Consider the following 24573-nt stretch of genomic DNA (forward strand, 5'->3'; position numbering starts at 1 on the left):
TCAAACTACCAGCTTCTCTGCGAAAGCTCAGACCGCAACCGCTCCAACGCATCCCCAAGCCCAAGCGGCTTAACCCTCAAATCTTGCTGAGCCTTCGAAGTATCAAGTGAAGAATCCCTCGGACGCTTAGCGACCCACGAAAAAGATGAAGATTCAACAGGCTCAATCAAACACTTATCCAAACTAAAAGCATCAGCAAGCAGCTCAGCAAACTCAAACCTGCTAACCCGACTTGCACCACATAAATGATACGTTCCCGTTAAACGACACTCAACAACCTCTAACGTCATCTCAGCTAAGTTCGTATTCAACGTCGGCGTGTTCCACTGGTCAGTGATAATCTTAACCCTCTCACCTTTCCGTAAGGTTTCAATAAGCCAAAGGGCAAAGTTGACTTTCCCAGCCGCTGGGGTCGAACCGAAAATAACACTTGGGCGCGCAATAAAATACTCGGTTAGGGTTTGAACGATTTCTTCCCCTTTAAGCTTCGTGAGCCCGTAATAGTTGATTGGTTTAGGCTTATCTCCCTCAGTGTAGCATCCAGCTTCACCGCTGAAAACATAATCAGTTGAAATGTAAATCAAAAAAGAACCAGCACTTTTAGCCGCCTCAACGATATTTTTTGTACCTTCAACATTTACCTTCCAAGCAAGCTCCTGATTCAACTCACACTTATCAACATCCGTAAGCGACGCCGCGTGAACAACAACATCAGGCTTAATGCTTCTAAACGATTCTTCAACCATACTCCTATCAGTAATATCCAGTCTAACGAAATTACTGCAAGCTGACAGGTTTTGGACATCGCAAGAGTTAACCTCAAAATTTCTCGCCAGCGCCAGCTGAGCCAGCTTTGAACCGTAAAGTCCACTCGCACCTGTAATCAACAGTTTCAACGAAAGCCACCAAGCTTCCAAGGCGTAGGATGCAAAATTACATCAGTAGCAAACGGCGACCACCAATGCTCATTATCAAGATACCACTGAACCGTCGACTTCAAAGACTCCTCAAAACTAAACTTAGGCTTCCAACCCAACTCAGACCTAATCTTAGATGAATCCAAACTATAACGAACATCATGGCCAGGTCTATCCTCAACAAAGGTAATTAGGCTTTCAGGCTTATTCATTTGAGCCAGGATTTTTTTAACAATATCGAGGTTGGAAACCTCATTGCCAGCTGAAACATTGTAGATTTCACCAGCATTGCCCTTCTCAAGCACGGTGCATACTGCTTCACAATGGTCTTCGACGTAAATCCAGTCTCGAATGTTGGTTCCTTTCCCGTAAATTGGGATTGGCAAATCCCTCAACGCACGAATAACCGTTTTAGGAATTAACTTCTCAGGCAACTGGTAAGGACCGAAATTGTTGGTGCACCGTGTAATAGATGCTTTCAAACCAAACGTCCTATGATAAGACAGAACAAACATGTCAGCAGCCGCCTTCGAAGCAGAGTAAGGATTAGACGGCTTAGGCGGCGTGCTCTCGGTGAAAGAACCCTCAAGTGCTTCGCCGTAAACTTCATCTGTCGACACCTGCAAAAGCTTAGCCTTATGGTTATGTTTGCGTATAGCCTCCAAAATAGTGAAGGTTCCCAACGTATTGTTCTGCAAGAACACGTTTGGATCAGCTATGCTGCGGTCAACGTGCGTTTCAGCGGCGATATTTACCACGGCATCGACTTGATGAACTAACCTGTTAATGAGTTGAGGATTACAAATGTCACCCTTAATGAAAGTGTAACGCTTGTTATTCTCTAAATCACGCAGGCTAGTCGGATTAGAGCCTATACCCATCTTATCAACGTTAATCAGCTCGTAGTCTGGATGCTTGGCAAGAACATGTCTACAGAAGTTGCTTCCGATGAATCCTAAACCGCCAGTAACTAACAATTTCATAATTCATCACTTATGTGGCGGATAGTTCCAATCCCAAGGTTTACCAACACGCGGATCATCGTTTCTTCCGTTGATAATTTTTGGAATGAGTGTTGGGTCATTCCACTCCCGGCGTTGCTCGTCTGGGTCTGCTGGGTTATACAAATTAGTGGTAAAATACAGTAGCATGGCAGGTTCATTGCCAAGTGCTTTGAAACCGTGCCAATAATGACCAGGCATACGCACAATCTGCATGTCCAAAGCGTTTGAAACTATTTCATTTAGTTCGTGTGATTTGTCATCAAAGGCACAGATTTTTATCATCCCTTTCAGCGCCAAGAAATAATCGGTTTGTCCCCTGAGGTGCCTGTGCCATGCACGAATAATACCAGGGTAAGTAAACGAGATATTTGACTGTGCAACCGTGTCTTCGCCAAAAAGTTCAGTCCAGTCTTTACGCATGACTTCTGTAAAAAAGCCTCTCTCGTCAGATAAACGCTTTATCGGTTTAATGATTATTCCTTTCAGCATGAGTAATTCCTTGTTTCCATCAGTCATTATTCTTCTAAAAATGTTTATAATAGTTACCTTTTTTGACCCTAAACTTCTACTTCCGAGTAATCGCCAACATGTAACTTTATAGTCCTGTTCCGCTGATTCCGAGTAACTTTAGCGTTTTTACCAATCAAACTGTCTTCAATCCGCTCCACATCACGAACAACAACATCTTCTTGCACAACGCAGTATTCCATGTTAGAATTCAAGACCTTTGAGTTATCGCCGATGCTTGTGTATGGTCCAATGAACGAGTTCTCAATCAACACGTTCCTTCCTATCACACATGGTCCTCTGACCGTGCTGTTTATGATTTTTGCTTCTGAATCCACCTTTACTCTGCCATCTACTGTGCTGTTGGTTACCGTTCCATTAACCTGGCGCTCGATGTACTCGTCTAATATTTTCGCGTTAGCCGATAAGATATCGTCTTTTTTGCCAGTATCAAGCCACCAAGAATCCAAAATTTCAGCCTTAACTGAGAAGCCCATTCTAATCATTTCTTCAATGGCATCCGTTATCTCCAATTCACCTCGCCAAGACGGCTTAATCCTTTCAATAGCTTGGTGAATCTTGTTAGAAAACAGGTAAGTGCCGATAATAGCAAGATTACCCATTGGGGTCTTAGGCTTCTCAACCAAATGGACAATATTACCTTTCGCATCCAACTGTGCGATACCGAAACTAGAGGGGTTCTCAACCTCTTTTAGAATAATTAGCGCGTCAAGGTGCTCACTTTTAAACTTCTTGACAAACATGTTCAAACCTTGACCCGTCAAGTTGTCACCTAAACACATGACAAACGAATCCTGACCTAGAAAACGCTTGGCTGTTTTAACAGCATGAGCCAGACCAAGCGGTTCCTGCGGAATATAAGAAACTTTGAGGCTCCAGCTTGAACCATCACCAACATAATTCTCCACATATCTGCCAGTCTCAGGCGCTGTAATAACGCCCACCTTTCTTATGCTCGTCGTCGCAATTTGGTCAAGAACATACCCCAAAATGGGTTTGTTAGCAACTGGAATAAGCTGTTTAGCGCATGTGAAAGTTAAAGGTCTAAGCCTCGTTCCTTTGCCGCCGCTTAAAACAAGTGCTTTCATGTTAATCCCTGAGTAGTTAGGCACAGCTCGGTATTATTATTTGCTGTTTTGAAATCAAGATAAAGGTCAAGCCACACATATGTTTAGTTATTAGTGAACAAGCTCGACTAATTTTTCGACAATATCTATTATAATATTTAGTGGTTTTCGCAAAGGACCAAGCGCATTAACGATATCTCGGACATTGGTTATATCGGCCTTGTTTAGGGTTCGGGTAAGTACTGACATGATGGTGAAGACAAAGACGAACACGACTACACCTATCGCTAGCTCCAATGGAGCTGGGAGGGCTAGAAGTAAAATCAGCAGATATGTTAAGACTGATGCTACTGCGGATGAGAATAAGATTTTAGCTGAAGAAAGCCATTCTACTGAGACACTGAATTGTTTCTTTATGAATATCAAACTAATGAACAGGCCAGGTAAACTCACGACTATAGAAGTTATTATTAAGCCTACCACTCCGTAGTTTGAGATGAGTATGAAGCTTAATGGGAAACCTATAACCGCTGTGAGTATGGCTACTTTGATGTTGAATTTTGTGTATCCTTGACCGTTTATGAGGTTGCTCACACTCAGGCTTCCAAAGGCTGTGAAGAGGTAACTTATTGAAAGTAACGCCAGAAAGAGAGGTGCTTGAGAATAGTCTGTTTGGAATATTGTGATAATGGCCGGTTGTGCAAGTGTCATGACAATAGCTGTTACTGGAACAACTATCAATGAGGCGTATTTGACGGAGTATTGGAAGACGTTTTTTAGGGTTTGCTGGTCTTTTTGGGCATCTAGTTTGGAGAAGGCTGGCAACATCATAGTTAGTACAGGTGTGGCGAAGAACGTTATTAGGACCACGAAGTTTAGGGCTACGCTGTAGTTACCTATCGCAGCGTCACCAGTTTGTCCAGTGACGTAAATGTTCATTAGATAACTATAGAATTGCCCTAAAAAGCCATATAGGATTGCGCCCACTGATATTGGGGCGCCGTACTTTAGCATGATTTTGGTTGTGGATAGGATTTCTAGTTTGCTATTGGGTGTTTTTGGAAGAGACTTGTACATTGTATAGGTGAGCAGTATGCCAGTTAGTCCTGCTATTAAGGCAGCGGTTATGTAACCCCATACTGCGCCTGCTGTGCCAAAACCTAGAAGCACAAGTGCTATTATGAGACCCGTTTTGACTGCGGCTTGGACAATGAGCATTATGCTGTTTAGGTGCATTTTTTCTAGCCCTGTAAAAGCAGCTGTTGCTGTGCTGATGAGTGCACCTGTTAGGATAACGATTGAGGATATCTGGATTAAAGGAGTTATTAACGGTCGGCCAAACAAGTTGGCCAAAAAACCTGACAAAGTGAAAGAGATTATTGTAAGTATAATACCAAGGGTTAATTCGAAAATTAGTCCAGATAGGATTGTGCTTTTGATTTTTTCTAGTTGGTTTTGGCTGTTATATTGTGCTACGTATCTTGTGATTGCTGTATTTATTCCCCAGTCTCTGAAGGTGGCGAATAGTACGGGTGCATTTACAGCTATGGTGTATAGTCCGTAGTTTTCGTCGCCCAGAAGCTTGGCTATGAATATGGTGCCGACTGCTGAGATGACTGTGGAGAGGATTAGTCCCCAGAGTAGGTGTACGCTGCCTTTGGCTGTTGTTTGCGCCATTTGTGCTGCTTTGGTCATTTGCCTGAGTCCTTGTGTTTTGAGGTGTTGGTTGGTTTGTTGTTGGTGCGGTTGTTCTTTTGGTTTGTGGTTGCTTTTTTATTTTATCAGGGTTTGCGTGGATTTATGTTATGAGGGTTGTTGGATTTGCTCTTTTTTTTAAAGTGGAAAATAACAAATCCACTAACTAAATGCCGTTGATACTATAATTGTGGTTATGAGGAGCGCTGTCAGAGAGAATTCTGTTAATGGGTTATCAGGTGAAGCAGTAGGTGTAGGAGTTGGCGAAGGCGTGGGAGAGAGTGTCGGGGAAGGCGTTGGCGTTGGGTCGTAGGAATTCCAGTAGATAAGCTGATTATATCCGTTGCTGCCTTCTTGCAGACCATCGTTGTAGAGGATGTCGAGTCTTGCTCCGTATTGCTTTAGTAGTGTACCAACGCTTAGGCTAATGTTGCCTGTGAGCTCATCTGCTTCCCACACTCCCCAGATGTGGTCTTTTGGCCAACGGAAACCAAAGCCATAAGCATCGGGAAGAACAAAGGCGGTTCGTTGGTTTTTAGGTATGATTTTGGGCGGGTTGTTTTGTGCGTAGTTCCAGAAGCGTTGCATTGCATCGTAATGCTCTGCTTGGAGGGTGCTGTGGCCATTTTCGTCGCTGTCAAATACTATTATGTATTTTGCGCCATTATCGTAGGCTAACAGCATGTCGTTGTAGAGTTGCTCGCCACTTTCTAGGAATGGCGGATTGGTGTAAGTCCATGTTATGATGACGCCCCAATCTTTGTTTTGCTTTTCAGCTGCACCCCTGCAGAGGGCAATGTTTATCTCTCTACTGTAGTTCCAGCCAAATTGGGCAAAAACTGTGTCGTAACCAGCTTTATAATCATACCAGTAGAGAGCGTAGTCTGATGTGAAGGTTTCATAATAAGCTGGCGGTCGTTCGTAGCCTAAGAAATTAGAAACGCCCTCAGTAAACATATTTGCCGCATTAACATAACTGCTTGGATAACCAGTAAAATTGTTCCAACCATACTCGGCAGTTCCATCTAGCTGTTTGCCGCCTGGCTCATCTAGAATATAGAACCCTAATAGTCGTTCTCCCCAGCGATTCTGTGCCATAGAATACCATTCAGTTTCGTTCAGCCCCTCTGTGGTGTATTGTGGAAGAGCTGGACGTAAGCTTATGATTGACAAACCCCTGTCATAGGCGTACTGGAATGTCTCATTTACTCTGTCCTGAAACCAAGTCACTTGTGTACTGCCAAAAACAACGAGGTTAGTGTAGCTGCTGACTTTATCAATCGCTAATTTGGCTTCTTGGGTTGCTCCGTAAGCAATATCGATGCCGACATAAACATTCGGTGTTGCTTGTGCATAACTGTCGGAGATAAAAATTTTATTTGGAAGAAACTGAATAGCCAGCAAGGCAAAAACAACTATAGCGAGCAGTCTAGTTTTCAACAGAGTTTTCCCTCGAACACTTATTTTAGCCCTCAATGAGGAACGGCGGTATTTATTTCTACACCATAGAACGCGTGACTTGTGCATCGTGTTGCCTGTACTGATTTGAGTGCTTGAGTTTTCCAGACTTTTTTAGTCAACCAATCAGTTTTGCTACATAAGATATCTTCTTTAGAGGATAAATGATGGCGGCTGATAACACAAATGTAACAAGGGCAATCAGCGGCACATCAAACAGCAGGTTGTTTGTGTAAGGAAAACTGAAGCCTAAAAGTCCAAGATGAAGCGTCTCCAAAACGATAACGTGCACCAAATAAAGGGGCAAAGTATTTTGCTCAATCCAGCGGATTAGGCGGTTGACGGTTGCGTTGCCGTTTTCAATGCGGCTCTTTGGAATACTTATTAGAATAAGAAAAAGCGCGGCTGAAGCAATTATCATATTGAAACTTAAATATCCGTGGAAATAACCTGTAGCCTGTTCGCCCATGTTGGCAGTGAGGAACCATTCGCCAAAGATTGCCACAAGCAATCCAAAGGCTAAGCCCACATATGCCACGGCTGAATGTATCTTTGTGTTAACAAGGTAGATGCCTAAGAGGAAAAATCCGACCCAATCAGTGATTACAAACATGAAAGGGTCAAAGCTCAAACTGGTGAAAGTACGGATTATGGGAACTGAGATTGTGCCGACAAACCAAATGGCAATTAAAAGCGTGAATTTGTTGCGGTCGATATGCTTGACTAAAATGCGCAGGATGGGCGTCACAGCGTATAATCCTACAAGCAAGTAAAGAAACCACAAAATTGGGTATGAACCAGAAATTAGACCTTGCCCTATGCTGGAGAACGTGACTGGCTTATCGTAAACAGTAAAACTCCAAATAAAATACACCACAGTCCAAAAAATAAGCGGTAAACCAATGCGGTGGAAGCGTTTTTTGAAGAACTCTCCCATTGGCTCATCAGCCTTAGCTGGGTTCAGTAGCAGGGCACCGCTCAACATTACGAATAGTGGCACTCCCAAGTATCCGATGGCACCATAAACATCAGCGGTGAACCAGTTTATTATGACAGCGGAGGTGATTTCACCGGGGATTTTGTAGGGGAAAAATGAGGCGTGAACGAGTATGACCATTAGAATTGCGATGGTGCGGATTAAGTCTACTGGATAATTTACGTTGACTGGCTTTGACTGCAATGGTACTTTAGAGTCTTGCGCATTAAGCCCCTCGCATTCGGAACGGATTACACCACTCATGCAAAACTGAGTAAAAAAAGTTGGGGCTTTTGGGCTAAAGATTCAAAGGTCATTATAAGTCTTTTTTAAGTTTTTATCTGATTGTTGAGCAAAGAATAGCCAGAGAAAAATTGGAAGTTTGATTGTTAGTCTTTCCACTCTGTTTCATCAAAATCTTGAGTTTTCGCTTCTTCGTCGTCGATGGAAGCGCTTTCTGTTGAGCTTTCCGTAGAAAACATATTTTTTGATTTCAGCAAAGAAAATATCGCTACAAGCGAAAGACCAAGCGTGGGAATTCCCGTCGTTATGATTCCATCAGAGAATCCTAATTCATATAGCCAAACTATGACAAATGTGAAGATCACTGAAGCTATTAGCAGCATATTTCCGATTACAGTGAAGTTAAAGTGCTTTCTCTTTAGCGAAGATAATGCTGCGATGAACCCGACTGTTGAAGAACCGAACGCAAAAACTACAAAAAGCAAGAATCCGATAGCGTTAGAAGTATCGTAACCATAGGCAGTATAGTACGCGATATACGATTGATAATACACTATACCTAGGAATCCTAACGAAACAGTAAGAGTTGAGGCGATGAGTGCTAAAAGTCCTACATTATTGTTGTAATCTGATGTTTTTGATGACGCGTCAAGTGTAGCGCCACAGTATGCACAGAAACTGCTTTTTTCGTCGAGTATTTGTTTTCCGCATTTTTCACAATTCAAGTTAGATTGCCTTCGTTTGGAACGTTACTTAGTAGGCACTCTACATTTAACTCTATTTCCAAATTAATCCCAAGTTGAAACGTGACTATCGATTGACCATCTTCTATGTCTGGAAAATGTAAGTGAAAGTTCTTTAACGATAAAGGGGGTACTAGACTTAAGTATTGACGGGTTGCGCAAAATTGTGCGCTGGGATTTTGGGTTAATTTTGTATTAATTTGGGTTAGAATCTGTTACATTTAGGGTTGAATTTTGAAAAATTGCTTAATAATCGTTTAAACTCTTGGGGTTTCGTTGGAACGGAGGTGAAAAAATCGACAAAAAAACAATTGCAATTAGTCTAATAATGCTGACGATACTTGCTACGGCAGTAGGGGCTTTCACAATGATGGCGTTTGCGTCAGCCAACGAAACAAACTCGACAGATACCACCACAGATACGACACAAACAACTCAGACAACTGACCATTTTCGGGGTGATGACAACATGATGATGGAAGCTCAATGCTTTGGTGGATTCACTGGTAGGCGAGGCGGTCATGGCGGAATGGGAGGCTACAGCACTATCGAAGTTAGCTCCGAGTACACAGATAACATAAATGCAATACTTAACAGTGACAGTGACGTGCAGAACCTAATTTCCCAAGGCTACAACGTAACATCAATTAAACCTATAATCAAGAACGTAATCGAAGGTGACGGAACCCTAACCACCAAGGCAACCACAGCAACGGTGATAATGAAGAACGGAGAATCAGGCTATGCAACCATCAGCGTTGACGTCGCAAACGAAAAAGTTACTCAAATAGTTACGATAACAAGAACAGTCATTGACAAAACAAGCAGTTAAACGATATAACGCGGCGTACGAGAGCATAAAGCTTGCAAACCTTTCTCTATCTTCCACCTTTCCTTCTATACTTTGATAAGCACGTAAGCTCTGGCATTAAGACAGGTCTTTAACTTAACTATTCCATTTTTTTAAATTAATTCTCGTAAACCATCTTTCAAGCTAACCTTAGGCTCATAGTCCAACAGCTTTCTAGCTTTAGAAATATCTGCTAAACTGTGCTTGATGTCGCCAGCTCGATGGTTTTCATACTTAATCTCCACGTCTACGTTGCTTAACTCTAAAACCGATTTAGCTAATTCGTTAATGGAAGTGGATTTGCCAGAACCGATATTGAAAACTTCGCCCTCAGCCTTCTCGCTTTTCATGGCAGCCAAGATTGCGTCAACGATATCATTCACGTTTACAAAATCTCTTGTTTGCGAGCCGTCACCATAGATTATCAAGGGTTCTTTTTTCTTTACTCTGCTGATAAAGCGTGTAATTACTCCGCTGTAGTCATTCACACCCTGCCTTGAGCCGTACACGTTAAAGAAGCGCAAAACAACTGTTTTCAATAGCTGTCTTTCGTAAAAACTTAGACAATACCGTTCGCCAATAAGTTTGGAGTCAGCATATGGAGAAATTGGATTGGTTTTTATGTCTTCAGTAACAGGATTGACCTCCGGGTCACCGTAAACGGCGCAACTAGATATGAACACAAATTTGCCAACACCTTCTTCTGCACAAGACCGCAAAAGGTTTAGTGTGCCGTGGAGATTTACGTCAAAAGTCAATTCTGGGTTTTCAACCGAAAAGGGTACACTGATAATTGCAGCCAAATGAACAACGAAATCAATGCCAGCAACATTTTTTCTAACTAATGAGACATCACGAATGTCGCCTTTAACAAAATCAACTCTATTAGTGTGCAGGTGATGTTGAATATTTTCTATCTTGCCGCTTGACAAATCGTCAATTATCCTAACAAAATAACCTTCAGCCACCAGCCTGTCAACTAAGTGGCTTCCGATAAAACCAGCCCCACCAGTAACCAAAATTTTTTTCTCAACTTCAGTCATATTAAGGCGCAGCTAACGATTCATATATCGCAATTTACACGGCTGAAACAATTATAAAGTTATTCCTATACCAAATTATCTATTGGTGATTTCCAAAAACTGCTCTTATTTTTTGGGACGGGAGCACACTTAGCAACTGTGCATTAATCATGTACGTAGTAAAAACTAAACAGCCCGCTTTTAAATTAGCAGAGGACGAGGAAATTACAAAGCGACAACTGTAAGACTTTTGACTAAGTCATTGTAAAACGATATAGTCGCTAAAAGTCAGGTGTTTAACTTAACCATAGTAAGAATACCAAGTGTGAAACGCTCGTTTCAAAATAGTCCTTAACTATGAGTTCCATAATAATTATAGTGATTAAAAATGGAAAAGCCAAAAATCATCGCTTTCGCAATAATAATTCTGCTAGTTTCAACGGCACTTCCAGCGATGGTTTTTGTTAGTGGGCAAACAAACCAAGTCATTGAAGAAAAAATTGTCAGGTTAGCTGAAGAGGCAGGAAACCAAGTTCAAAGCCTAATTACCCGTATTTACTCAGATGACGATGCTCTAGGAAAAATTGAGAATGTCACTCTCACAAATCAACTCGAGAGCAACATCACGCTATACCAAACAGATGGCTTGAAAAAACTAGAGGTCGCCAAAGAGGCTTTGGCAAATTCCCAGTATGATGTTGCCGCAGATTCAGCCCTTGAAGCGTTACAAATCTTCAGAGACATTTACAGCTCCCTACAAGCCATCTTGAAAGCTGCAGATGTCCAATTTGATGGGGTGATGGGTAATCAAGAGTTATCTGATGCCATTACTCGTGAGTTACAAAGAATAAGCACACTCAAAGACATCCTTCCAACGGACACAACGCAAGAAATCCTCAACCTTCTTGATGACGCGAATGGCAAATTGCTTGAAGCCAAAGCTCTGTTGCTTGATGGCAAAGTTGATGAAGCCAAATCACTGTTCCTTGAGGCGAAACAAAACATAGCTCAAGTCTACCACTACCTAAAGAATCAAGCTGAAGAATCAAACAATTGGCGCCTCAACGCCTACTGCCAAAGACTTCAGCAAAGAATCCAAGAACGCTTCGCGTACGGAAATCAGCATGGCATAAACTTTAACGCGGTCCTAGAAAGTCACGGATACCAGAGCGAAAATCAATTCATGCAGACACTCCAAGGCAGAATACAAAACGCTCAGTCGCAAACAAACCTGCAAAACGCCATTCAAGAATGTCAATCAATTAGCCAAATGGTCCAAAGTATGGAACAAGCACTGAATCAAGAAATTAACCGTCAACAAGGAGGAAGCGGAGCTGGCGGTGGCAACGGTCCAGGCGGTAATGGCGGCAGCTAAAACGACCAGTTTTCAGCCTATTTTTTGAGAACCACTTGGTTTTCTAAACCAATCTTTTTTACTTCAACTATCTCCAGTTTCTCAAGACGCTTAACTAATCTCCACAGGCTTGTTCGGGGTACATCAGGGAACCGTTCTCGTATTTCAGCCTCAAAAGCCGCGCCGCCTTTTTCAGCCAAAAACTGAAGCACTTCACGGTCTTCTTTCATTAACTGTGGGTTTTCGTTGAATGTTTTCTTTAGGTTGAATCGTCGTTTTCGCTTAAACGCTAATACTACGACCAAAAGAAGTGTTGCCAGTACAATGCCTGTTATGGCGCCTATGTACTCGAAAGGAAAGCTAAAGATGCCGTGAGGAACTGGAGTTTGACTATTTTGGTCTTCTGTTACCAACTGCAAAAGGTAGCTGATTTCCCATTGCCCCGAATTCAAGCGCAGGGAAACCTGATTATTAGTGGTGTCTATTTCAGTTGGTGCGTTGCTTAGATAGATAATGGTTGAGTTAACAGGGAAAACCACTGAAACACTGCATGGATTATTCATGGTTAAGGTCCAGACCTCGTTTTCCTTGCAAGTGAGGGCGTTAGTGTCATATTGGACCTGAAGTTTGGCGGCACCTAAAGAATAGATAACTAGGTTTTTTTGGTTAAGTTGGTAATCAACCGCTGTCAGATTGTCGTCCAAAACAACCAAGTTTTCAACAGAAGCAGACAACAATGGAATAGTAACCTCGGCTGAAAGTTCATCTACAAGTAATGTCTGGGTAACATGGGCTAAGCCGTCTCGGTAAACTCTAACGTCGGTTGATTCAACTTCAAACGGCAATTGAGCGGTGGCAGGAAAAGAAAAGATAGCTACAAGTAATATTGCAAGGAGCGTGATTTTCCAGCTTCCGCTATGCTGTCTCATGATACGTCGCAATAAAGTCTGCTTATGCAAAAATAAGGTTTGTGCACATTTAAGCAATGTTTACTGCTCATTTTGACTTTAATTTACCGTTAAGTAATGCTATTTCAGGTTTGAAACGATTGTTTCACAGTGTCCCTTATGTCTTGCGTTAGCATACTCTTTTTCGGGTGATAAAATGAATAAACCAAGCAACCTAAAAAGAATCAGTGGACTACTACTCGTATTGTTGATTATCGGGTTAGTAGCGCCTCTATCTACGGCAATTGCAGGCAACCAGAATGGGCAAGGGCAACAATCTGAAACAGGAAATAACAGCCCTGAAACGCCAAGCACGAACGCAAATCAGACTGGCCCCAATTTCCCAGATAATGCAAAGCAGTACAACCGAACTGACCTAACACCTGTTGCTCAAAGAGAACAAGTCCAAGCAAGAGAACAAACACTGTTCAGGTATAGAAACATGACTATGCTTATGAACTGCTCCCAAAACTGTGAAGTAACCTTTACTGCTGATGAAGAAGTAACACCCAAAATTTTTGGGTTAACAGTTGAGCCAAACCAAACAATGTCGCTAGTGATGAACCTGTCTAGGTCTCCGCTGCAAGGTGCAATGGTTAACGAGCGAAGCCTAAACTTCTACTTAGGAATAGAACCCAACGCCACGGTGCAACTGCAAGCGCAAATAAGACTATACATCAACCAGACAGAACTCAACCAAAACCTAAACAGAGAAGTTAACGCTTCAAGATTAACTTGGATGTACTGGAACCAAACCAGAGCGCAATGGGAGGCGGTTGAAAGCTACATGGACCAGAATGGCTACTTGGTGTGCAATACCAACCACTTTTCCACTTGGACAGTGGCGGAAATTGAGCCTGAAGCAGAACCCTCCACCGAGCCAACAGAAGACAATAACATACCAACAGTATACATCGTTGCGATAGTGGTAGTCGCAATTGTAGCAGTCGCTTCAGGACTAATTGCATATAAGAAGCGTAAGTAGCCAATTTTTTTCTTTTATTTTCTTATTTCAATTTTTTAACTTGCTCGTTCGCAGTTTCAAGCTCTTTCTTTTTGCTCTCTTGGTAGCTCTTGACTTTACCTTGCAATTCAGCATTTTCCAAGCTCAAGATTTTCGCTGCCGCAATGGCTGCGCCTTCAGGCTCAATCGTCACAACAGAGCCTATTCCGCTTGGAACTCTAAGAGAAGAATAAATGTCTGCACCGCCGAACTTTTCGCTGTAAGGTGGACAGGCGATTACGGGTTTTGTGGTGTTGCCGTCGACAAAAGCGCTTAAAGCGTTCGAGCGCCCTGCAACCGTGATGTAAACAGCTTTTTCTTTTTCAAATTCCTTGATTATGGCAAGGACTTTCTCGGGCGTCTTGTGTGCTGAAGCAACCCTGAACTCGTAGTTTATGCCTAACAGTTTTAGGTATTTTGATATTTCACGGGAAAAATCTAAATCCCGCTCTGAACCCATAATTATTACTGCTACGCCAACCATGCAAGTTTCACTGTACACTTTAATGAGCAAGTAGCTAATTAATTTTTAATGTTTTAAGGTTGATAGGTTGCTACAGGTTCCAATTCCCAGCTTGTAATTTTTCCAAGCGAAGTCCAAGCTGTAAAGCGGCGGGTGACAATTTGATGCGGTTGTAGAGTGCCGATTATGTCTTCTTTAACGTCTGTACCGTTACTCGTATGCAACGTGTACCTTAATCGCACATTGAAAAGTGTTAAATCTCCAACGTTTTCAACTTCGCCAGTTACCCAAAGATAATTAGCGTTCCGTTGCCCCTCCATTAACTTGATTCCAAGGCGTGTCTCAATTTTGGGTGATAATTCGCCATTTGCGTTTGCCCCGAAGAGATTCAGCAAGTCGGAATAATTCCGTTTAAGAACCTCCAACTCGCTGTTTGTTTTTTCCAGTAACTCTAGCAGTTCATGATTACTTTTTGTTAAAGCTACTTGCTGATGGAGCAAGACTCCGGTTGTTATCAACAGCACAATGACGATTGTGACTGTTATTATCGTCTTCTTGCTCATTTTTTATAGACATTCTCCTATATTTTAGCCAGATATAGAAGGGATATTTTACTCTTCGAGGAGAACAAACTGTTCCTCTAAAAGAACACTAAATCTAACACGAAAAAGAGAAAGAACTATCCTTCTCCAAAGAATCTTTGTTCAAACCTCTTAAGCCACGGCGGAGTTTTAACCAATGCATAAATCAGCATGCCAAGAATGCTTGCGCCTATAGCCACCAATATTGGGAGAAGCACGTAAACTATGACTGGCACTCCCTCGCTTATGGCTATGTAACCAAGGAATCCCCATACGCCAATGAAAACACCTACCATAGCAATGTTGATTATCAGAATCGCTTTAACTATAGGTTGAAGGCTGCTCTTTTGAGATAACGCGGCAATTTTGACATATTTCTCATCTTACATGCTTGTTCTTTGTTGAATAAGGTTTAGGTGCTCGACGGCTTTTTCTCCAAAAGATGTTAAAACGTAGTAGTTGCTACTATTTTTTTCAATTAACCCCTTGAGCTGTTCTAAATGATAGTTAAGCTTTCCAGTAGATAAACCAAGTTCAGTAATAAGTTCGGTATACGATATGCCTTGCTTTCTTGACTGAACAATTCTAATTATCGTCCGACGCGTCTGATGAGCTAAAGCTTGGAAGGTAACATTTTCAATCTGCTCACTCTTAGTCAACATTTACTTATCCTCAAAAATCTAATGAACAAGAACCCCTTAAATGACTTTTTAACAACTTTTCCTTGACAAAAATTCCGTCGCTTAAAAAAAATAAACCTAACCAAACAAGCCAAGCAATACTTCAGTTAACTTTTTTGCGGTAGCTTGAACCTCAGAACTTAACCCTTCACCAAACTCCATGTTTTTGGGCTCAACCAGCAACAAACCAATTTTTGCACCCGTTGCCTGCTTAACATACTCACAAAAAAGCCTCAAAGGCAAAATATGCGTTGTAACAGCCGAAAAATCCACAATCGACTCAGCATCCACAAGACGAACCTGCCCAGGTTTGAGCCCTAAAAAAGCAGCATCAACCAACAATACATTCGTAGGATTGAATTCCTCGATGTCCAAGAGGTAGCTTTCTGGAACCGTCTCACACTCCAGCAGGAGAACATTTTTTGAAAGCTTGTTTTTGAGGTCTTCAACGATTTTCAGTCCGATGTAATCGTCTTGGCGTATGGGGTTGCCAATTCCAGCTATTACAACCCGCTTTGCGCCGTCTAACCAGTCTTTGAGTTTTTTTTCGATTTTATCAGGCATGGAAACACCGATGCAGAGAAAATAAGCGTGTACCTAGAAAAAGTTTACCACGGCATATTGCGGTAAGCCATGTCTATTCATTGCTAGGCTGTTTCCTCTCTAGCCGTGGAGGTTTCCTACGACCATCCCACACATGATGCAACGCTAAACTTGGATGATGCAGAAGCATTCGTGGACCAGAATAACGCATTACTTTCTTGACTTGCTCTTTCATGTCTGGTCGGTAACAGTGAATTAGGCATTTGCCGCATGTGCTTTTTTTCTCTTGAAAAGGGCACTTATCCAGACGCATAAAAGCGTACTCTTGGAACTGTTTGCATTCAGGGCAAATCTCTCCATGAGTGCTGTGGTGGTTTTTGCAGTAGATTTCTACCATGCACTGTATGGTTTTTTTCTCGCGCTTCATTCTCTTATGATTGGGGTTGGGAGGTTGCGGTTGCATTCAAATCGTGCCCTAATGTAAGAAAGAAACATGTGTTTTTCACATAAAGGTTTACCCTAAAACATTAGGGATTATTGATGCCCTGAAAGAAAGCGAGCTAAGTTAACGGCTAACTTTGCTGACTAACTGTTTTTGAGCGTTAAAGACCTCAACAGTTAGGGGCATTTGTCCAACTGCAGCATGTGTTGCGCAGCCGAAGCATGGGTCGTAGGCTCGGAAAGCCATCTCAACCATGTTTAGGATGCCGTTGTCGACTTTGCCGTCGTGGATTAAGCCTTTTGCTGCGTCGCGGATGCTCATGCAGATGGCTGGGTAGTTGTTGGTGGTTGCCACGATTAAGTTAACGTCTTTAACGAGCGCGTCTTTGTCTAGGACGTAGTGGTGGATTAGTGTTCCGCGTGCTGCTTCGGTGATGCCGACTCCTTCGCCTGGTTCGCCTGGCTTGTTGCGCACGTTTTTGCTTGTGATTTCTGGGTCTTTAACTAGTTCCATCGCACGTTCAGTTGCGTAGAGCAATTCGATGAGTCTTGCCCAGTGGAAAGCCAAGGTGCTGTGAACTGGTTTACCGCCGAGCGTCTTGTACATGACCTCGTATTCTGCCTGTGCAAGCGGAGTTGCCATACCATCGGAAGCATTTAATCGTCCAAGTGGACCGACACGGTAAACACCGCTGTCTGCGCCTGGAACTTGTCCTTTCCAGCCGATTGCTTTGAGGTATGGGAATTTGCTGTATGTCCATGGTTCCACGTGTTCGCCGATGTGTTTTAGGTAATCTTTGGGTTCAAACTTTAGGAACTCTTTACCTTTGGGGTCAACAACTCGAATTTTGCCATCATAAAAGTTTACTTTATTGTTTTTATCAACTGTGCCCATATAGTAGGTTGGCATTGTGTAAGCATCACTCTTGATTAGGTCAACGTATTTGGTGTTGCCTAAAACTACATCATGGAACAGTTTAAGCGTGAATTGCGCAAAGTTTACGCATGAAGCAGCCATTCTCTCGATTTCTTGCCTGTTTTCTTCGCTTAGCGGCTTTGACATCCCGCCTGGTAATCCACAGACTGGATGAGTGGCTTTTCCCCCGATGATTTCGGTCATTTTTTGACCGTAAGCCCGATGTTTTATGACTTCTTTTGCAATGTCTAAGCCTACTTTCTCGATGACGCCGAGAATGTTGCGTTTTTCTGGTGGCGCATCTGGTCCGACAACGAAATCTGGTCCACCAAGATAATAGAAGTGTAGTGTATGGTCATAAATGTAGTAGGCGCTGTACATTAGTTCTCGAAGCTTCTTTGCTGCCGAAGTTGGTTCTACGTTGAATGCTGCGTCTAAGGCTTTAACTGCTGCAAAGTGGTGGGCAACTGGGCAGACACCGCAGATTCTGGTGGTTAGTTGAGGCATGAGTTCGGCTTTTCTGCCGATGCAGAATTTTTCGAAGCCTCTTAGTTCGGGGATTTTTAGGTAAGCGTTTTCTACTTCGCCTTGGTCGTTTAGGAATATGGATACGTTTCCGTGTCCTTCAAGGCGTGTGATTGGGTCAATTATTATTTCTTTCATTTTTTAATCACCTTTCTTTTAAGGATGGAAGCTGGAAGACTGTACATGTAGAAGGTGCCAACTGGATCTTTAATTTGGCTGATCAAGTCTTCAATCTCCTTCTCAGTATATTTTACTTTGCCTGGCTCGCCGTCATATCCGAGAATGGACGCTAATGCAGATATCATTGCTGCGCCTTGTTCTGGCACGCTGGGGGCTGGTCCACCGCAACCTGTGCAAGGCATGTCTACTTTTAGGCATTGTGCGCCACAACCGCTTCTGGTTGCAAGCCCCATGCATAAGATGCCTTGTTCGAGGAGACACTTTTCTGGTTCAGGAGCCTTTTCGTAGACTCGGTAGAGTTTACCGATTTTTTTGTTTTCGCGTTTGCGTTCGCATTCGTCGCAGACTGCTTTGAGGGGAGCTAGCACTGAGCCTTTTGGCGGCAACTGATTGCTTGCGATGGCGTCTACTGCGGCGGCAATTAGTTTAACTGGGGGTGGGCAACCTGGCAGGTAGTAGTCAACGTCAACGGTTTGGTCGAGGGTTTTTACTGTGTCGTAGAATTCTGGGATTTTGAGGGTTCCTTCAGGAACCTTGGTTACGGTTTGAGGAGCGGTTGAGGCTGGGTTAATGTTGGACTTGTCTTTAATGTAAACCTGCTCAAAAATTTCATTCTTATTATGCAAGTTTGCAAGCCCTGGTATGCAGCCTTCGTGGGCGCATGAACCGAAAGCAACCAGAGTTTTTGATTTTTGTCTTAGAAGTTTTGCCATATGTTCTTGTTCGCTGTTGCGGATGGAACCGTTGAAGAATGTTATGTCGATGTGTTTGTCTGGGAGTGCTTCGACATCTTTGTATTTGATGTCCATGGCGACTGGCCAGAAAACTATGTCGGCGATTTTTACTACGTCTAGGATTTTCTCGTTTATGTCTAAGACGGCTATTTCGCAGCCGCCGCAACTTGCAGCCCAATAGAAGGCTATTTTTAATTTTTGACTCATGGTTTGTTTGCTCCTTCGGCTATTTTGTTTAAGAGTTTTGAGGTGTTTACTCTAAGTTCGTTGAATGCTAATTCTTCTGGTTTCATACCCATGGCTAACCCCAACAGCTGTGGGTAATGGAGTATTGGAATGCCATAGGTTTCATTAAACATTTTCTCTATTCTAAGCTCGTTTGTATCATACATTATGTGGCAGAACGGGCAAATCGTGATGAGCGCTTGCGCGTCAACTTGTTTTACGTGGTTTAGTTTGTCTCTTGCGAGTTGCAGGGCAACTTTGTCGCTGACTCCAACGCTTGGTGCTCCGCAGCATTCGGTTTCGTCGATGTAGTCGAGGCATGTGGCGCCTGTGGCTTCGATGAGCATTTTTAGTGTTTGCGGGTCTTCGGGGTCGTCAAAGCCGATGTATTCTTTTGGTCTCAGGATGTGGCAACCGTTGTGTTCAGCAACTTTAATGTTTGTTAGTGGTTGAATGACTGCGGCTTTTATTTTTTCTACGCCAACGTCTTCTTTGAGGACTTGGAGAAGGTGTTTTGTTTCGATGGCGCCTTTGAATTCTAAGCCTGCTTCTTTTAAGTGCGCATTGATTTGGTCTTTGAGGGCTTTGTCTGCTTTGAGGGTTTTGTTGACTTTCTTTAGGGTTCCTGCGCATCCTGGACAGAGGGTAATTATGTTGAGACCTTGTTGCTCGGCCAGTGCAAGGTTTTTGGCTGCTAAAATAAGCATGGTTTCGTGGCTGACTGGGTCAAGGGGGAGACCACAGCAGTTGAATTCTGGCATTTCAACCAGTTCAATTCCAAGTTTGGCGAGAATTTTGCGTGCGCTGATTTCGTAAGCAGAAACTCTGTAGGGGATTGCGCATCCGAGGAATATTAGGAATTTATTGCCCACTTTGAGTTGCTCCTGTTGGTTGTTTTATTCGTTCAATGAATTTTACTCCCTTTAGGGTTTTTTGAACGTTTTCAGCGTTGCCTTTGGGCAGTGGTGGAAGCCCTTGGCTTTCGCGTTTTTTGATTCTTAATTCTGGGATTTTGTAAGCGTAACCTGATTCAAGTACAGCTTGGGTTTGGTCTTTGAAGACTTGCGGTATGCAACCCTTTTCCACAGCGAGATTGCGGAAGACGCGGATGACGTTTGCGACTTCGACGTCTTGTGGGCAACGGTCTGTGCATGTGAAGCATGCCGCACATAACCATAGTGTGTCGCTGTTTAGCACGCGGTCTCTTAGACCCAGTTGTGCCATGTGGATAAGGGTGCGTGGTCGGTAACTGTCGCTGTACCTTGCCACTGGGCAGTCTGATGTGCATGTTCCACACTGGAAACATTTTAGGATTTTTTCGCTTCCGTGGATTTTTTGTAGTTCATATTTGAATTTGGGGTCGAGTTCGGAAGCTTTTATGGGCTCTTGGCCTTTTGTTGTGGGGGGTGCTGCTGTCTCAGTCATAAGGTTTTCACTTTGACAGATTAATTTTGAGCACGTGCGTGCTTAGTTACTCTCAAATCCCATAACAACTACATAAAGCTTGAGCCAAATCATGGATGATTCTTCCATAATTTCTAAGCCATTAAAATCATTGAAAACTTAACTGAAATCGCCACAACTAAGCTTCCGAACCAGCCATCAAAAACATCCAATCTTTGAAACTAAAGCTTGATTTTTTCTATATCCACTTTATATTTCTACAATCGGCAATTTTTTGAAATATTGCTTGTTGCTTTGCCATAGTGTTACGATGGCGATTGCTTGCAGTACTAAAGCAAACACAACCATTACCGTTGCTGAATATCCGCTTTCGATGAAAAAACCAAAAATGACTCCGCTTGCCAACGTACCTATGCCCAGAATAGTGTTAAAGACACCATACGCTGTGCCTCTCCTTCCAAGTGGAACAAACGCGCACACGGCAGCGCGATAGATTGATTCTTGCATGCCCAGCACAAGGCCAAACATTACGCATGCGGCAACGATGCCTGCTAGACCACCCAGAGAGACAAAAAGGATGGGAAACACTGACAGCGTAAACGGTAAGGCAAGAAGCTTGATTCCCAGCTTATCAAACAAGTGTCCAGAAACTAAAGCCATCGGCGCATCTACACCTTGCACAATTACATACAATAGAGGCACTATCCATGCTTGACCTAGAGGTTGGAGAATTAAAGACCCAGAGAAGAGTATGAGTGCAACTGGAATAAGCCCTAAAGTGTTTAAGAAAACTGCAAGGCAATATAACCAGAAGCTACGAGTGAGCGGTGCGCGTTCTTGTTTGGCGTTTTTTGCTTCGGCTTCAACGTTTTTTCCAACTTTTCTATAGGTGTAGGCTATCACTATCATCATTAAAACGTAGGGAATTATGAGAAGCCCAAACGCCACTTGATAATTATTTGCGGTGAAAAACAATACGGCGGCAAAGAGCAGGGGACCTAAAATGCCGCCAATTTGGTCTATTGCTTCGTGAATTCCGAATGCTTTTCCCGAACCAACGTTCTTGCCGATTACAGAAACAACCGTGTCTCTTGGTGGCGACCTCAAAGCTTTCCCCAGTCTTTCTAGCAGAATGAGAACGATTACTAGTTCAAGGCTGTAGGTTAAGCCTATGAGCGGTATTGCAAGGATTAACCCGTATCCTGCGAATATGAAGACCCAATAGGCTTTGCTTTTGTCCGCCAATGTTCCGCTGATTAGTCTTGCACCGTAGCCTAAGAATTCTCCTGCGCCGCTTACGATGCCAACCATAACCGCTGAGGCGCCAAGAAACATTAAGTAGTCAGGGGCGATTCCTCTGCCTGACTCATAAACAATGTCTCCCAGCATGCTCACAAGCCCTAATGTGAGGATGGCGAGGTAGGCTGTTCTCTTAGAAATTTTAGTATCAGCCAAGCATACCCCGCCTTTTATCATCTTTAGTTTGAGTCATTTTATCAGAAACAAGCTTTGTCTATACAACATATATATCTTGAATGCTTACTATCCCGTTGTCTCCTACAATATGTTTTAGTTCAGGCAGTAACGGTTCAAGTTTTGACTGCTCATCTATGACTTCGATAATCAGGGGCATGTTTACTGTGACGCCTTCCAGTTTTAGAGCGGACTTTCCTCGTTTCCCAAACCCGTTTACTCCAGTCCAAACGGTAGCGCCAGCAACCCCTGATTTCTGCAATAAATCCATTATTAGTGTTTGTAGACGTTTACCGCCGACTTCATCATTTTTCTTGAATACAATTTTGACGCTCCACATTTTCATTCTCATTTCAACACAAGCTCCATCATACCTGTACCTAACAATCTGCCACCGATTACAGCTACAAAAGATAAGCCAACATTGGCCGCCATGTCTAAAGCCGCAATACCTAACCTGTGGCTATCAACCAGATTAACAGTCTCAAGTTCGAAGGATGACATGGTAGTGAATGAACCGCAGAAGCCCACAGCCATGAATATTGAATAGCGCGAGTCCAAATTAAAAGCAATCGAGAGCACTGAGAAGAGCCCCAAAATGAAACTGCCTAACACATTGACAATCAATACATTAACTGGCAGAACGCCTATTGTTATTGGAGATTCAACCATCCTGTAACGTAAGTATGCACCGATTATAGCACCGATTGCTAAAAGAAGAAATTCAATTCCCTTCATTGCTCAAAATCCTCATTATAGCCACTACTTGATAGGTATTTTCGAATGTTGATATTCCAAGCGTTGATCGCGCAAACCCGCCGTTTCCGTTTTGGCATTCAAGTAGAAACTGCATTGTTTGCGTAGGATATTTACTTTGTTGACCAAGCAAGCTCAGACTCATTATTCCGTGATACGTGTATTCGACGTAAGGCATAAAATTTATTGGAATTGCTGTAAAACCACCGTTAGGTTTTTCGCAGGCTCTCAGGAACATCAGAGCACTGCTGAGAGAGGTTAAGTCATAGCGCAGGTAACTTAAAGATTGAATGGCATAAAATGTAGAGGTAATGTTAGATTTGCCTTTTGAACCAAATCCGCCGTCATGTGGATTCCTAAATTTCAGAATCCAATCAGCCACCTTGCCGTCATTTGTGTGGATGTTGAAGAGGCGCGCAAGCTCAAGAGCCATGGCTATTGGTGTAAATTCAGACGAGGCTTCTGAGAAAATGTCTGTTGAGTGAATGTAGTTTGAGGGGTCACCAAGTGTAAGTATTTGTTCTTTGAGAAATTGGTCGTTATCTACCCCGCACAGCAACTTGGATTTGGTTACATAAAACAGCGAGTAAATGGTGTCAACTTCGAGTTGATCTAACCACTTAATAGTTTTTGCCTTATTAGGAAATTCTGCATCCAACCATTGTAAAATTGAAAGACCATAAAAAGTGTCTTGAGCGTTTGAGTGCCCACCTTGACAAAACGTGTATCCGCCATCATCGTTCTGTCTATCGACAACATATTTTATGACCGCCTTTGAATCTAAGCCAGTTAACCGCTGTGTCATGTTCTCACTTTCAATAGTATAGAAGCCATCAGCCTTTAGTTAAAAGGCGGTTAATCGGCGAGCCTCATCGCCTTAAACTTGAAAAATACAAAATCAGCATAATAAGGCTTCTTCTCGCGCCGCGCAAGATTTATGCTACTCATTAAAACAGTGGAAAAGGGCTAGTTCATCTTCAGTTATGCCTGCTTGGCGCAGTTTGGTGATGCATGTTTGGTATTGTTTTTGTGTAAACCTTGAGGGCTCAAGGGAAGCGCCTTTGCTTGTGAAAAGGCAGGTTTCTTTGGCAACTCTGCCTTTTTTGAGGACGAACAATTGTTTTTTGAATCGGTTGAGTGCTTGGCAGTTTTGGGTTAGCATGCCAAAGGGGGTGTTGGGGAATTGTCGGCATCCGCTGGGTCGAAACTCGTAGATTGTGCAGGTTTTGTTTTCAAGAAACGGGCAGGGGGTCTGCGTGATGTATTGGTCGTAGTTTGCTTCGTCTGCTTCCCAAAGTTTGCCTAGCTCTTCGTAGAGGGCTTTTGCTTTAGCGCAGACTTCGGGGTGTTCTTGTGGGTTTGCGTTGATTGGTCCAGCAGTCAAGAAATCATCCAGCGTGCAGCAGACGCCACATTGGTTGCAGAGAAACGGCAAATTAATTGACCAAACGCCGTTTTTGGTTTTGAATTCTAAGTGGACATAGAAGGTGTCAATCATCTTGCATTCCGAACACGATTCAACTGTTTGTTTGTTGCTTTCAACTTTTCGCTCTTAAAAATTTGTATTATCAACCAACTGCAGCTTAACGAACTTAATTACAAGCAACCCAGCAACAAAAAATACAGCAGTAAACCATACCACGGCTAATCCTAAGTATACAAAGTTGCCAGTCTGAGCAAATAAAATAATTAGTATGAATATGAAAACACTGCCTATCGCGCCTCCAGCGCCCCCAATAGCGCTATTAATCTCTTTGTTTTTTACTCTAAGCTTTGAGGCACAAACTTGGCACGTAATTGAGTTAAGGTTAGTAAGCCGTAACATTTTTCGTGCTTGAATTTTAT

At 42.8% G+C, this 24573-nt stretch carries 28 protein-coding genes and 1 riboswitch; of the genes, 3 read left to right on the plus strand and 25 right to left on the minus strand.

The genetic code is table 11. The features are described 5' to 3' along the window. Nucleotides 1-5 precede the first annotated feature (5 nt). The 8 genes from rfbD to NWE95_13025 form a co-directional block, all read right to left on the minus strand. Nucleotides 6-896, minus strand: coding sequence for a dTDP-4-dehydrorhamnose reductase (gene rfbD / locus NWE95_12990; GenBank protein MCW4004815.1), 891 nt, complete (start codon nucleotides 894-896; stop codon nucleotides 6-8). After that, on the minus strand, nucleotides 893-1900 hold the full coding sequence (rfbB, locus tag NWE95_12995) for a dTDP-glucose 4,6-dehydratase (GenBank protein ID MCW4004816.1): 1008 nt from the start codon (nucleotides 1898-1900) through the stop codon (nucleotides 893-895). The genes rfbD and rfbB overlap by 4 nt, the downstream gene beginning before the upstream one ends. A 6-nt stretch (nucleotides 1901-1906) precedes the next feature. Next, a complete protein-coding gene (locus NWE95_13000) occupies nucleotides 1907-2437 on the minus strand; it encodes a dTDP-4-dehydrorhamnose 3,5-epimerase family protein (GenBank protein ID MCW4004817.1) in 531 nt (176 codons plus the stop codon). Nucleotides 2438-2478: 41 nt separating this feature from the next. Then, nucleotides 2479-3537: a glucose-1-phosphate thymidylyltransferase gene (locus NWE95_13005; GenBank protein MCW4004818.1), complete on the minus strand. Its 1059-nt coding sequence runs from the start codon at nucleotides 3535-3537 to the stop codon at nucleotides 2479-2481. A gap of 90 nt (nucleotides 3538-3627) precedes the next feature. Continuing rightward, nucleotides 3628-5211, minus strand: coding sequence for a flippase (locus NWE95_13010; GenBank protein MCW4004819.1), 1584 nt, complete (start codon nucleotides 5209-5211; stop codon nucleotides 3628-3630). A 162-nt stretch (nucleotides 5212-5373) separates the two neighbouring features. Then, nucleotides 5374-6651, minus strand: a complete 1278-nt coding sequence (locus NWE95_13015) for a hypothetical protein (GenBank protein ID MCW4004820.1) — start codon at nucleotides 6649-6651, stop codon at nucleotides 5374-5376. Between the two features lie 136 nt (nucleotides 6652-6787). After that, nucleotides 6788-7909: an acyltransferase family protein gene (locus NWE95_13020; protein MCW4004821.1), complete on the minus strand. Its 1122-nt coding sequence runs from the start codon at nucleotides 7907-7909 to the stop codon at nucleotides 6788-6790. Nucleotides 7910-8034: 125 nt separating this feature from the next. Then, complete coding sequence (locus NWE95_13025; GenBank protein MCW4004822.1) at nucleotides 8035-8613, minus strand: hypothetical protein; 579 nt, start codon at nucleotides 8611-8613, stop codon at nucleotides 8035-8037. A 346-nt stretch (nucleotides 8614-8959) separates the two neighbouring features. On the opposite strand from NWE95_13025, the gene NWE95_13030 reads away from it, so the two are divergent. Continuing rightward, on the plus strand, nucleotides 8960-9463 hold the full coding sequence (locus NWE95_13030; protein MCW4004823.1) for a hypothetical protein: 504 nt from the start codon (nucleotides 8960-8962) through the stop codon (nucleotides 9461-9463). Nucleotides 9464-9594: 131 nt separating this feature from the next. On the opposite strand, the gene NWE95_13035 is transcribed toward NWE95_13030, so the two are convergent. After that, entirely contained in the window at nucleotides 9595-10524 is a 930-nt protein-coding gene (locus NWE95_13035) for an SDR family NAD(P)-dependent oxidoreductase (GenBank protein MCW4004824.1), read from the minus strand. Nucleotides 10525-10891: 367 nt separating this feature from the next. On the opposite strand from NWE95_13035, the gene NWE95_13040 reads away from it, so the two are divergent. After that, a complete protein-coding gene (locus NWE95_13040) occupies nucleotides 10892-11878 on the plus strand; it encodes a hypothetical protein (GenBank protein ID MCW4004825.1) in 987 nt (328 codons plus the stop codon). Nucleotides 11879-11895: 17 nt separating this feature from the next. Here NWE95_13040 and NWE95_13045 read toward each other — a convergent pair whose 3' ends face one another. Further along, nucleotides 11896-12786, minus strand: a complete 891-nt coding sequence (locus tag NWE95_13045) for a hypothetical protein (GenBank protein ID MCW4004826.1) — start codon at nucleotides 12784-12786, stop codon at nucleotides 11896-11898. A gap of 175 nt (nucleotides 12787-12961) precedes the next feature. Here NWE95_13045 and NWE95_13050 point away from each other — a divergent pair, with 175 nt between their 5' ends. Beyond that, a complete protein-coding gene (locus NWE95_13050) occupies nucleotides 12962-13789 on the plus strand; it encodes a hypothetical protein (protein ID MCW4004827.1) in 828 nt (275 codons plus the stop codon). Nucleotides 13790-13811: 22 nt separating this feature from the next. Here the strand turns inward: NWE95_13050 and NWE95_13055 are convergent, their stop codons facing one another. From NWE95_13055 to NWE95_13125, 15 genes are all read right to left on the minus strand, one after another. After that, nucleotides 13812-14291, minus strand: coding sequence for an AIR carboxylase family protein (locus NWE95_13055; protein MCW4004828.1), 480 nt, complete (start codon nucleotides 14289-14291; stop codon nucleotides 13812-13814). A gap of 53 nt (nucleotides 14292-14344) precedes the next feature. Beyond that, the gene (locus NWE95_13060; GenBank protein ID MCW4004829.1) at nucleotides 14345-14833 is read right to left on the minus strand and encodes a hypothetical protein; all 489 of its coding nucleotides are present in this window, start codon (nucleotides 14831-14833) and stop codon (nucleotides 14345-14347) included. Between the two features lie 116 nt (nucleotides 14834-14949). Then, a complete protein-coding gene (locus NWE95_13065; protein MCW4004830.1) occupies nucleotides 14950-15147 on the minus strand; it encodes a hypothetical protein in 198 nt (65 codons plus the stop codon). 87 nt (nucleotides 15148-15234) lie between these two features. Then, nucleotides 15235-15513 carry a helix-turn-helix domain-containing protein gene (locus NWE95_13070; GenBank protein MCW4004831.1) on the minus strand — a complete coding sequence of 93 codons (279 nt, stop codon included), beginning with the start codon at nucleotides 15511-15513 and terminating at the stop codon, nucleotides 15235-15237. A gap of 96 nt (nucleotides 15514-15609) precedes the next feature. Then, nucleotides 15610-16095, minus strand: a complete 486-nt coding sequence (locus tag NWE95_13075) for a hydrogenase 3 maturation endopeptidase HyCI (protein ID MCW4004832.1) — start codon at nucleotides 16093-16095, stop codon at nucleotides 15610-15612. A gap of 73 nt (nucleotides 16096-16168) precedes the next feature. Beyond that, the gene (locus NWE95_13080; protein MCW4004833.1) at nucleotides 16169-16537 is read right to left on the minus strand and encodes a nitrous oxide-stimulated promoter family protein; all 369 of its coding nucleotides are present in this window, start codon (nucleotides 16535-16537) and stop codon (nucleotides 16169-16171) included. 102 nt (nucleotides 16538-16639) lie between these two features. Continuing rightward, a complete protein-coding gene (locus NWE95_13085; protein ID MCW4004834.1) occupies nucleotides 16640-18094 on the minus strand; it encodes a Ni/Fe hydrogenase subunit alpha in 1455 nt (484 codons plus the stop codon). Next, a complete protein-coding gene (locus tag NWE95_13090) occupies nucleotides 18091-19077 on the minus strand; it encodes an oxidoreductase (GenBank protein ID MCW4004835.1) in 987 nt (328 codons plus the stop codon). Before NWE95_13090 ends, NWE95_13085 begins: the two co-directional genes overlap by 4 nt. After that, entirely contained in the window at nucleotides 19074-19967 is an 894-nt protein-coding gene (locus NWE95_13095; GenBank protein ID MCW4004836.1) for a CoB--CoM heterodisulfide reductase iron-sulfur subunit B family protein, read from the minus strand. Before NWE95_13095 ends, NWE95_13090 begins: the two co-directional genes overlap by 4 nt. Next, nucleotides 19957-20520, minus strand: coding sequence for a 4Fe-4S dicluster domain-containing protein (locus NWE95_13100; GenBank protein ID MCW4004837.1), 564 nt, complete (start codon nucleotides 20518-20520; stop codon nucleotides 19957-19959). Before NWE95_13100 ends, NWE95_13095 begins: the two co-directional genes overlap by 11 nt. A gap of 228 nt (nucleotides 20521-20748) precedes the next feature. After that, nucleotides 20749-21954 (minus strand): MFS transporter, encoded by a 1206-nt coding sequence (locus NWE95_13105; GenBank protein ID MCW4004838.1) that lies wholly within the window; start codon nucleotides 21952-21954, stop codon nucleotides 20749-20751. Nucleotides 21955-22012: 58 nt separating this feature from the next. Further along, the gene (locus NWE95_13110) at nucleotides 22013-22324 is read right to left on the minus strand and encodes a DUF190 domain-containing protein (protein ID MCW4004839.1); all 312 of its coding nucleotides are present in this window, start codon (nucleotides 22322-22324) and stop codon (nucleotides 22013-22015) included. Further along, nucleotides 22321-22710 (minus strand): fluoride efflux transporter CrcB, encoded by a 390-nt coding sequence (gene crcB, locus NWE95_13115; GenBank protein MCW4004840.1) that lies wholly within the window; start codon nucleotides 22708-22710, stop codon nucleotides 22321-22323. Before crcB ends, NWE95_13110 begins: the two co-directional genes overlap by 4 nt. Further along, on the minus strand, nucleotides 22697-23533 hold the full coding sequence (locus NWE95_13120; GenBank protein MCW4004841.1) for a hypothetical protein: 837 nt from the start codon (nucleotides 23531-23533) through the stop codon (nucleotides 22697-22699). Before NWE95_13120 ends, crcB begins: the two co-directional genes overlap by 14 nt. A 12-nt stretch (nucleotides 23534-23545) precedes the next feature. After that, a riboswitch (Fluoride riboswitch) is annotated at nucleotides 23546-23614 on the minus strand. Nucleotides 23615-23668: 54 nt separating this feature from the next. Next, nucleotides 23669-24226, minus strand: a complete 558-nt coding sequence (locus tag NWE95_13125) for a YkgJ family cysteine cluster protein (GenBank protein MCW4004842.1) — start codon at nucleotides 24224-24226, stop codon at nucleotides 23669-23671. Nucleotides 24227-24573 lie beyond the last annotated feature (347 nt).

This window comes from Candidatus Bathyarchaeota archaeon (genome assembly GCA_026014725.1).
Lineage (GTDB): Archaea > Thermoproteota > Bathyarchaeia > Bathyarchaeales > Bathycorpusculaceae > Bathycorpusculum.

Excerpts from the sequence above, each read along its gene's own strand:
- rfbB (MCW4004816.1), bottom strand. The coding sequence starts at position 1,900 with ATGAAATTGTTAGTTACTGGCGGTTTAGGATTCATCGGAAGCAACTTC.
- NWE95_13000 (MCW4004817.1), bottom strand. The coding sequence starts at position 2,437 with ATGACTGATGGAAACAAGGAATTACTCATGCTGAAAGGAATAATCATT.
- NWE95_13005 (MCW4004818.1), bottom strand. The coding sequence starts at position 3,537 with ATGAAAGCACTTGTTTTAAGCGGCGGCAAAGGAACGAGGCTTAGACCT.
- NWE95_13010 (MCW4004819.1), bottom strand. The coding sequence starts at position 5,211 with ATGACCAAAGCAGCACAAATGGCGCAAACAACAGCCAAAGGCAGCGTA.
- NWE95_13020 (MCW4004821.1), bottom strand. The coding sequence starts at position 7,909 with ATGAGTGGTGTAATCCGTTCCGAATGCGAGGGGCTTAATGCGCAAGAC.
- NWE95_13030 (MCW4004823.1), top strand. The coding sequence starts at position 8,960 with ATGCTGACGATACTTGCTACGGCAGTAGGGGCTTTCACAATGATGGCG.
- NWE95_13035 (MCW4004824.1), bottom strand. The coding sequence starts at position 10,524 with ATGACTGAAGTTGAGAAAAAAATTTTGGTTACTGGTGGGGCTGGTTTT.
- NWE95_13040 (MCW4004825.1), top strand. The coding sequence starts at position 10,892 with ATGGAAAAGCCAAAAATCATCGCTTTCGCAATAATAATTCTGCTAGTT.
- NWE95_13045 (MCW4004826.1), bottom strand. The coding sequence starts at position 12,786 with ATGAGACAGCATAGCGGAAGCTGGAAAATCACGCTCCTTGCAATATTA.
- NWE95_13050 (MCW4004827.1), top strand. The coding sequence starts at position 12,962 with ATGAATAAACCAAGCAACCTAAAAAGAATCAGTGGACTACTACTCGTA.
- NWE95_13055 (MCW4004828.1), bottom strand. The coding sequence starts at position 14,291 with ATGGTTGGCGTAGCAGTAATAATTATGGGTTCAGAGCGGGATTTAGAT.
- NWE95_13060 (MCW4004829.1), bottom strand. The coding sequence starts at position 14,833 with ATGAGCAAGAAGACGATAATAACAGTCACAATCGTCATTGTGCTGTTG.
- NWE95_13065 (MCW4004830.1), bottom strand. The coding sequence starts at position 15,147 with ATGGTAGGTGTTTTCATTGGCGTATGGGGATTCCTTGGTTACATAGCC.
- NWE95_13070 (MCW4004831.1), bottom strand. The coding sequence starts at position 15,513 with ATGTTGACTAAGAGTGAGCAGATTGAAAATGTTACCTTCCAAGCTTTA.
- NWE95_13075 (MCW4004832.1), bottom strand. The coding sequence starts at position 16,095 with ATGCCTGATAAAATCGAAAAAAAACTCAAAGACTGGTTAGACGGCGCA.
- NWE95_13080 (MCW4004833.1), bottom strand. The coding sequence starts at position 16,537 with ATGCAACCGCAACCTCCCAACCCCAATCATAAGAGAATGAAGCGCGAG.
- NWE95_13085 (MCW4004834.1), bottom strand. The coding sequence starts at position 18,094 with ATGAAAGAAATAATAATTGACCCAATCACACGCCTTGAAGGACACGGA.
- NWE95_13090 (MCW4004835.1), bottom strand. The coding sequence starts at position 19,077 with ATGAGTCAAAAATTAAAAATAGCCTTCTATTGGGCTGCAAGTTGCGGC.
- NWE95_13100 (MCW4004837.1), bottom strand. The coding sequence starts at position 20,520 with ATGACTGAGACAGCAGCACCCCCCACAACAAAAGGCCAAGAGCCCATA.
- NWE95_13110 (MCW4004839.1), bottom strand. The coding sequence starts at position 22,324 with ATGAGAATGAAAATGTGGAGCGTCAAAATTGTATTCAAGAAAAATGAT.
- crcB (MCW4004840.1), bottom strand. The coding sequence starts at position 22,710 with ATGAAGGGAATTGAATTTCTTCTTTTAGCAATCGGTGCTATAATCGGT.
- NWE95_13120 (MCW4004841.1), bottom strand. The coding sequence starts at position 23,533 with ATGACACAGCGGTTAACTGGCTTAGATTCAAAGGCGGTCATAAAATAT.
- NWE95_13125 (MCW4004842.1), bottom strand. The coding sequence starts at position 24,226 with ATGATTGACACCTTCTATGTCCACTTAGAATTCAAAACCAAAAACGGC.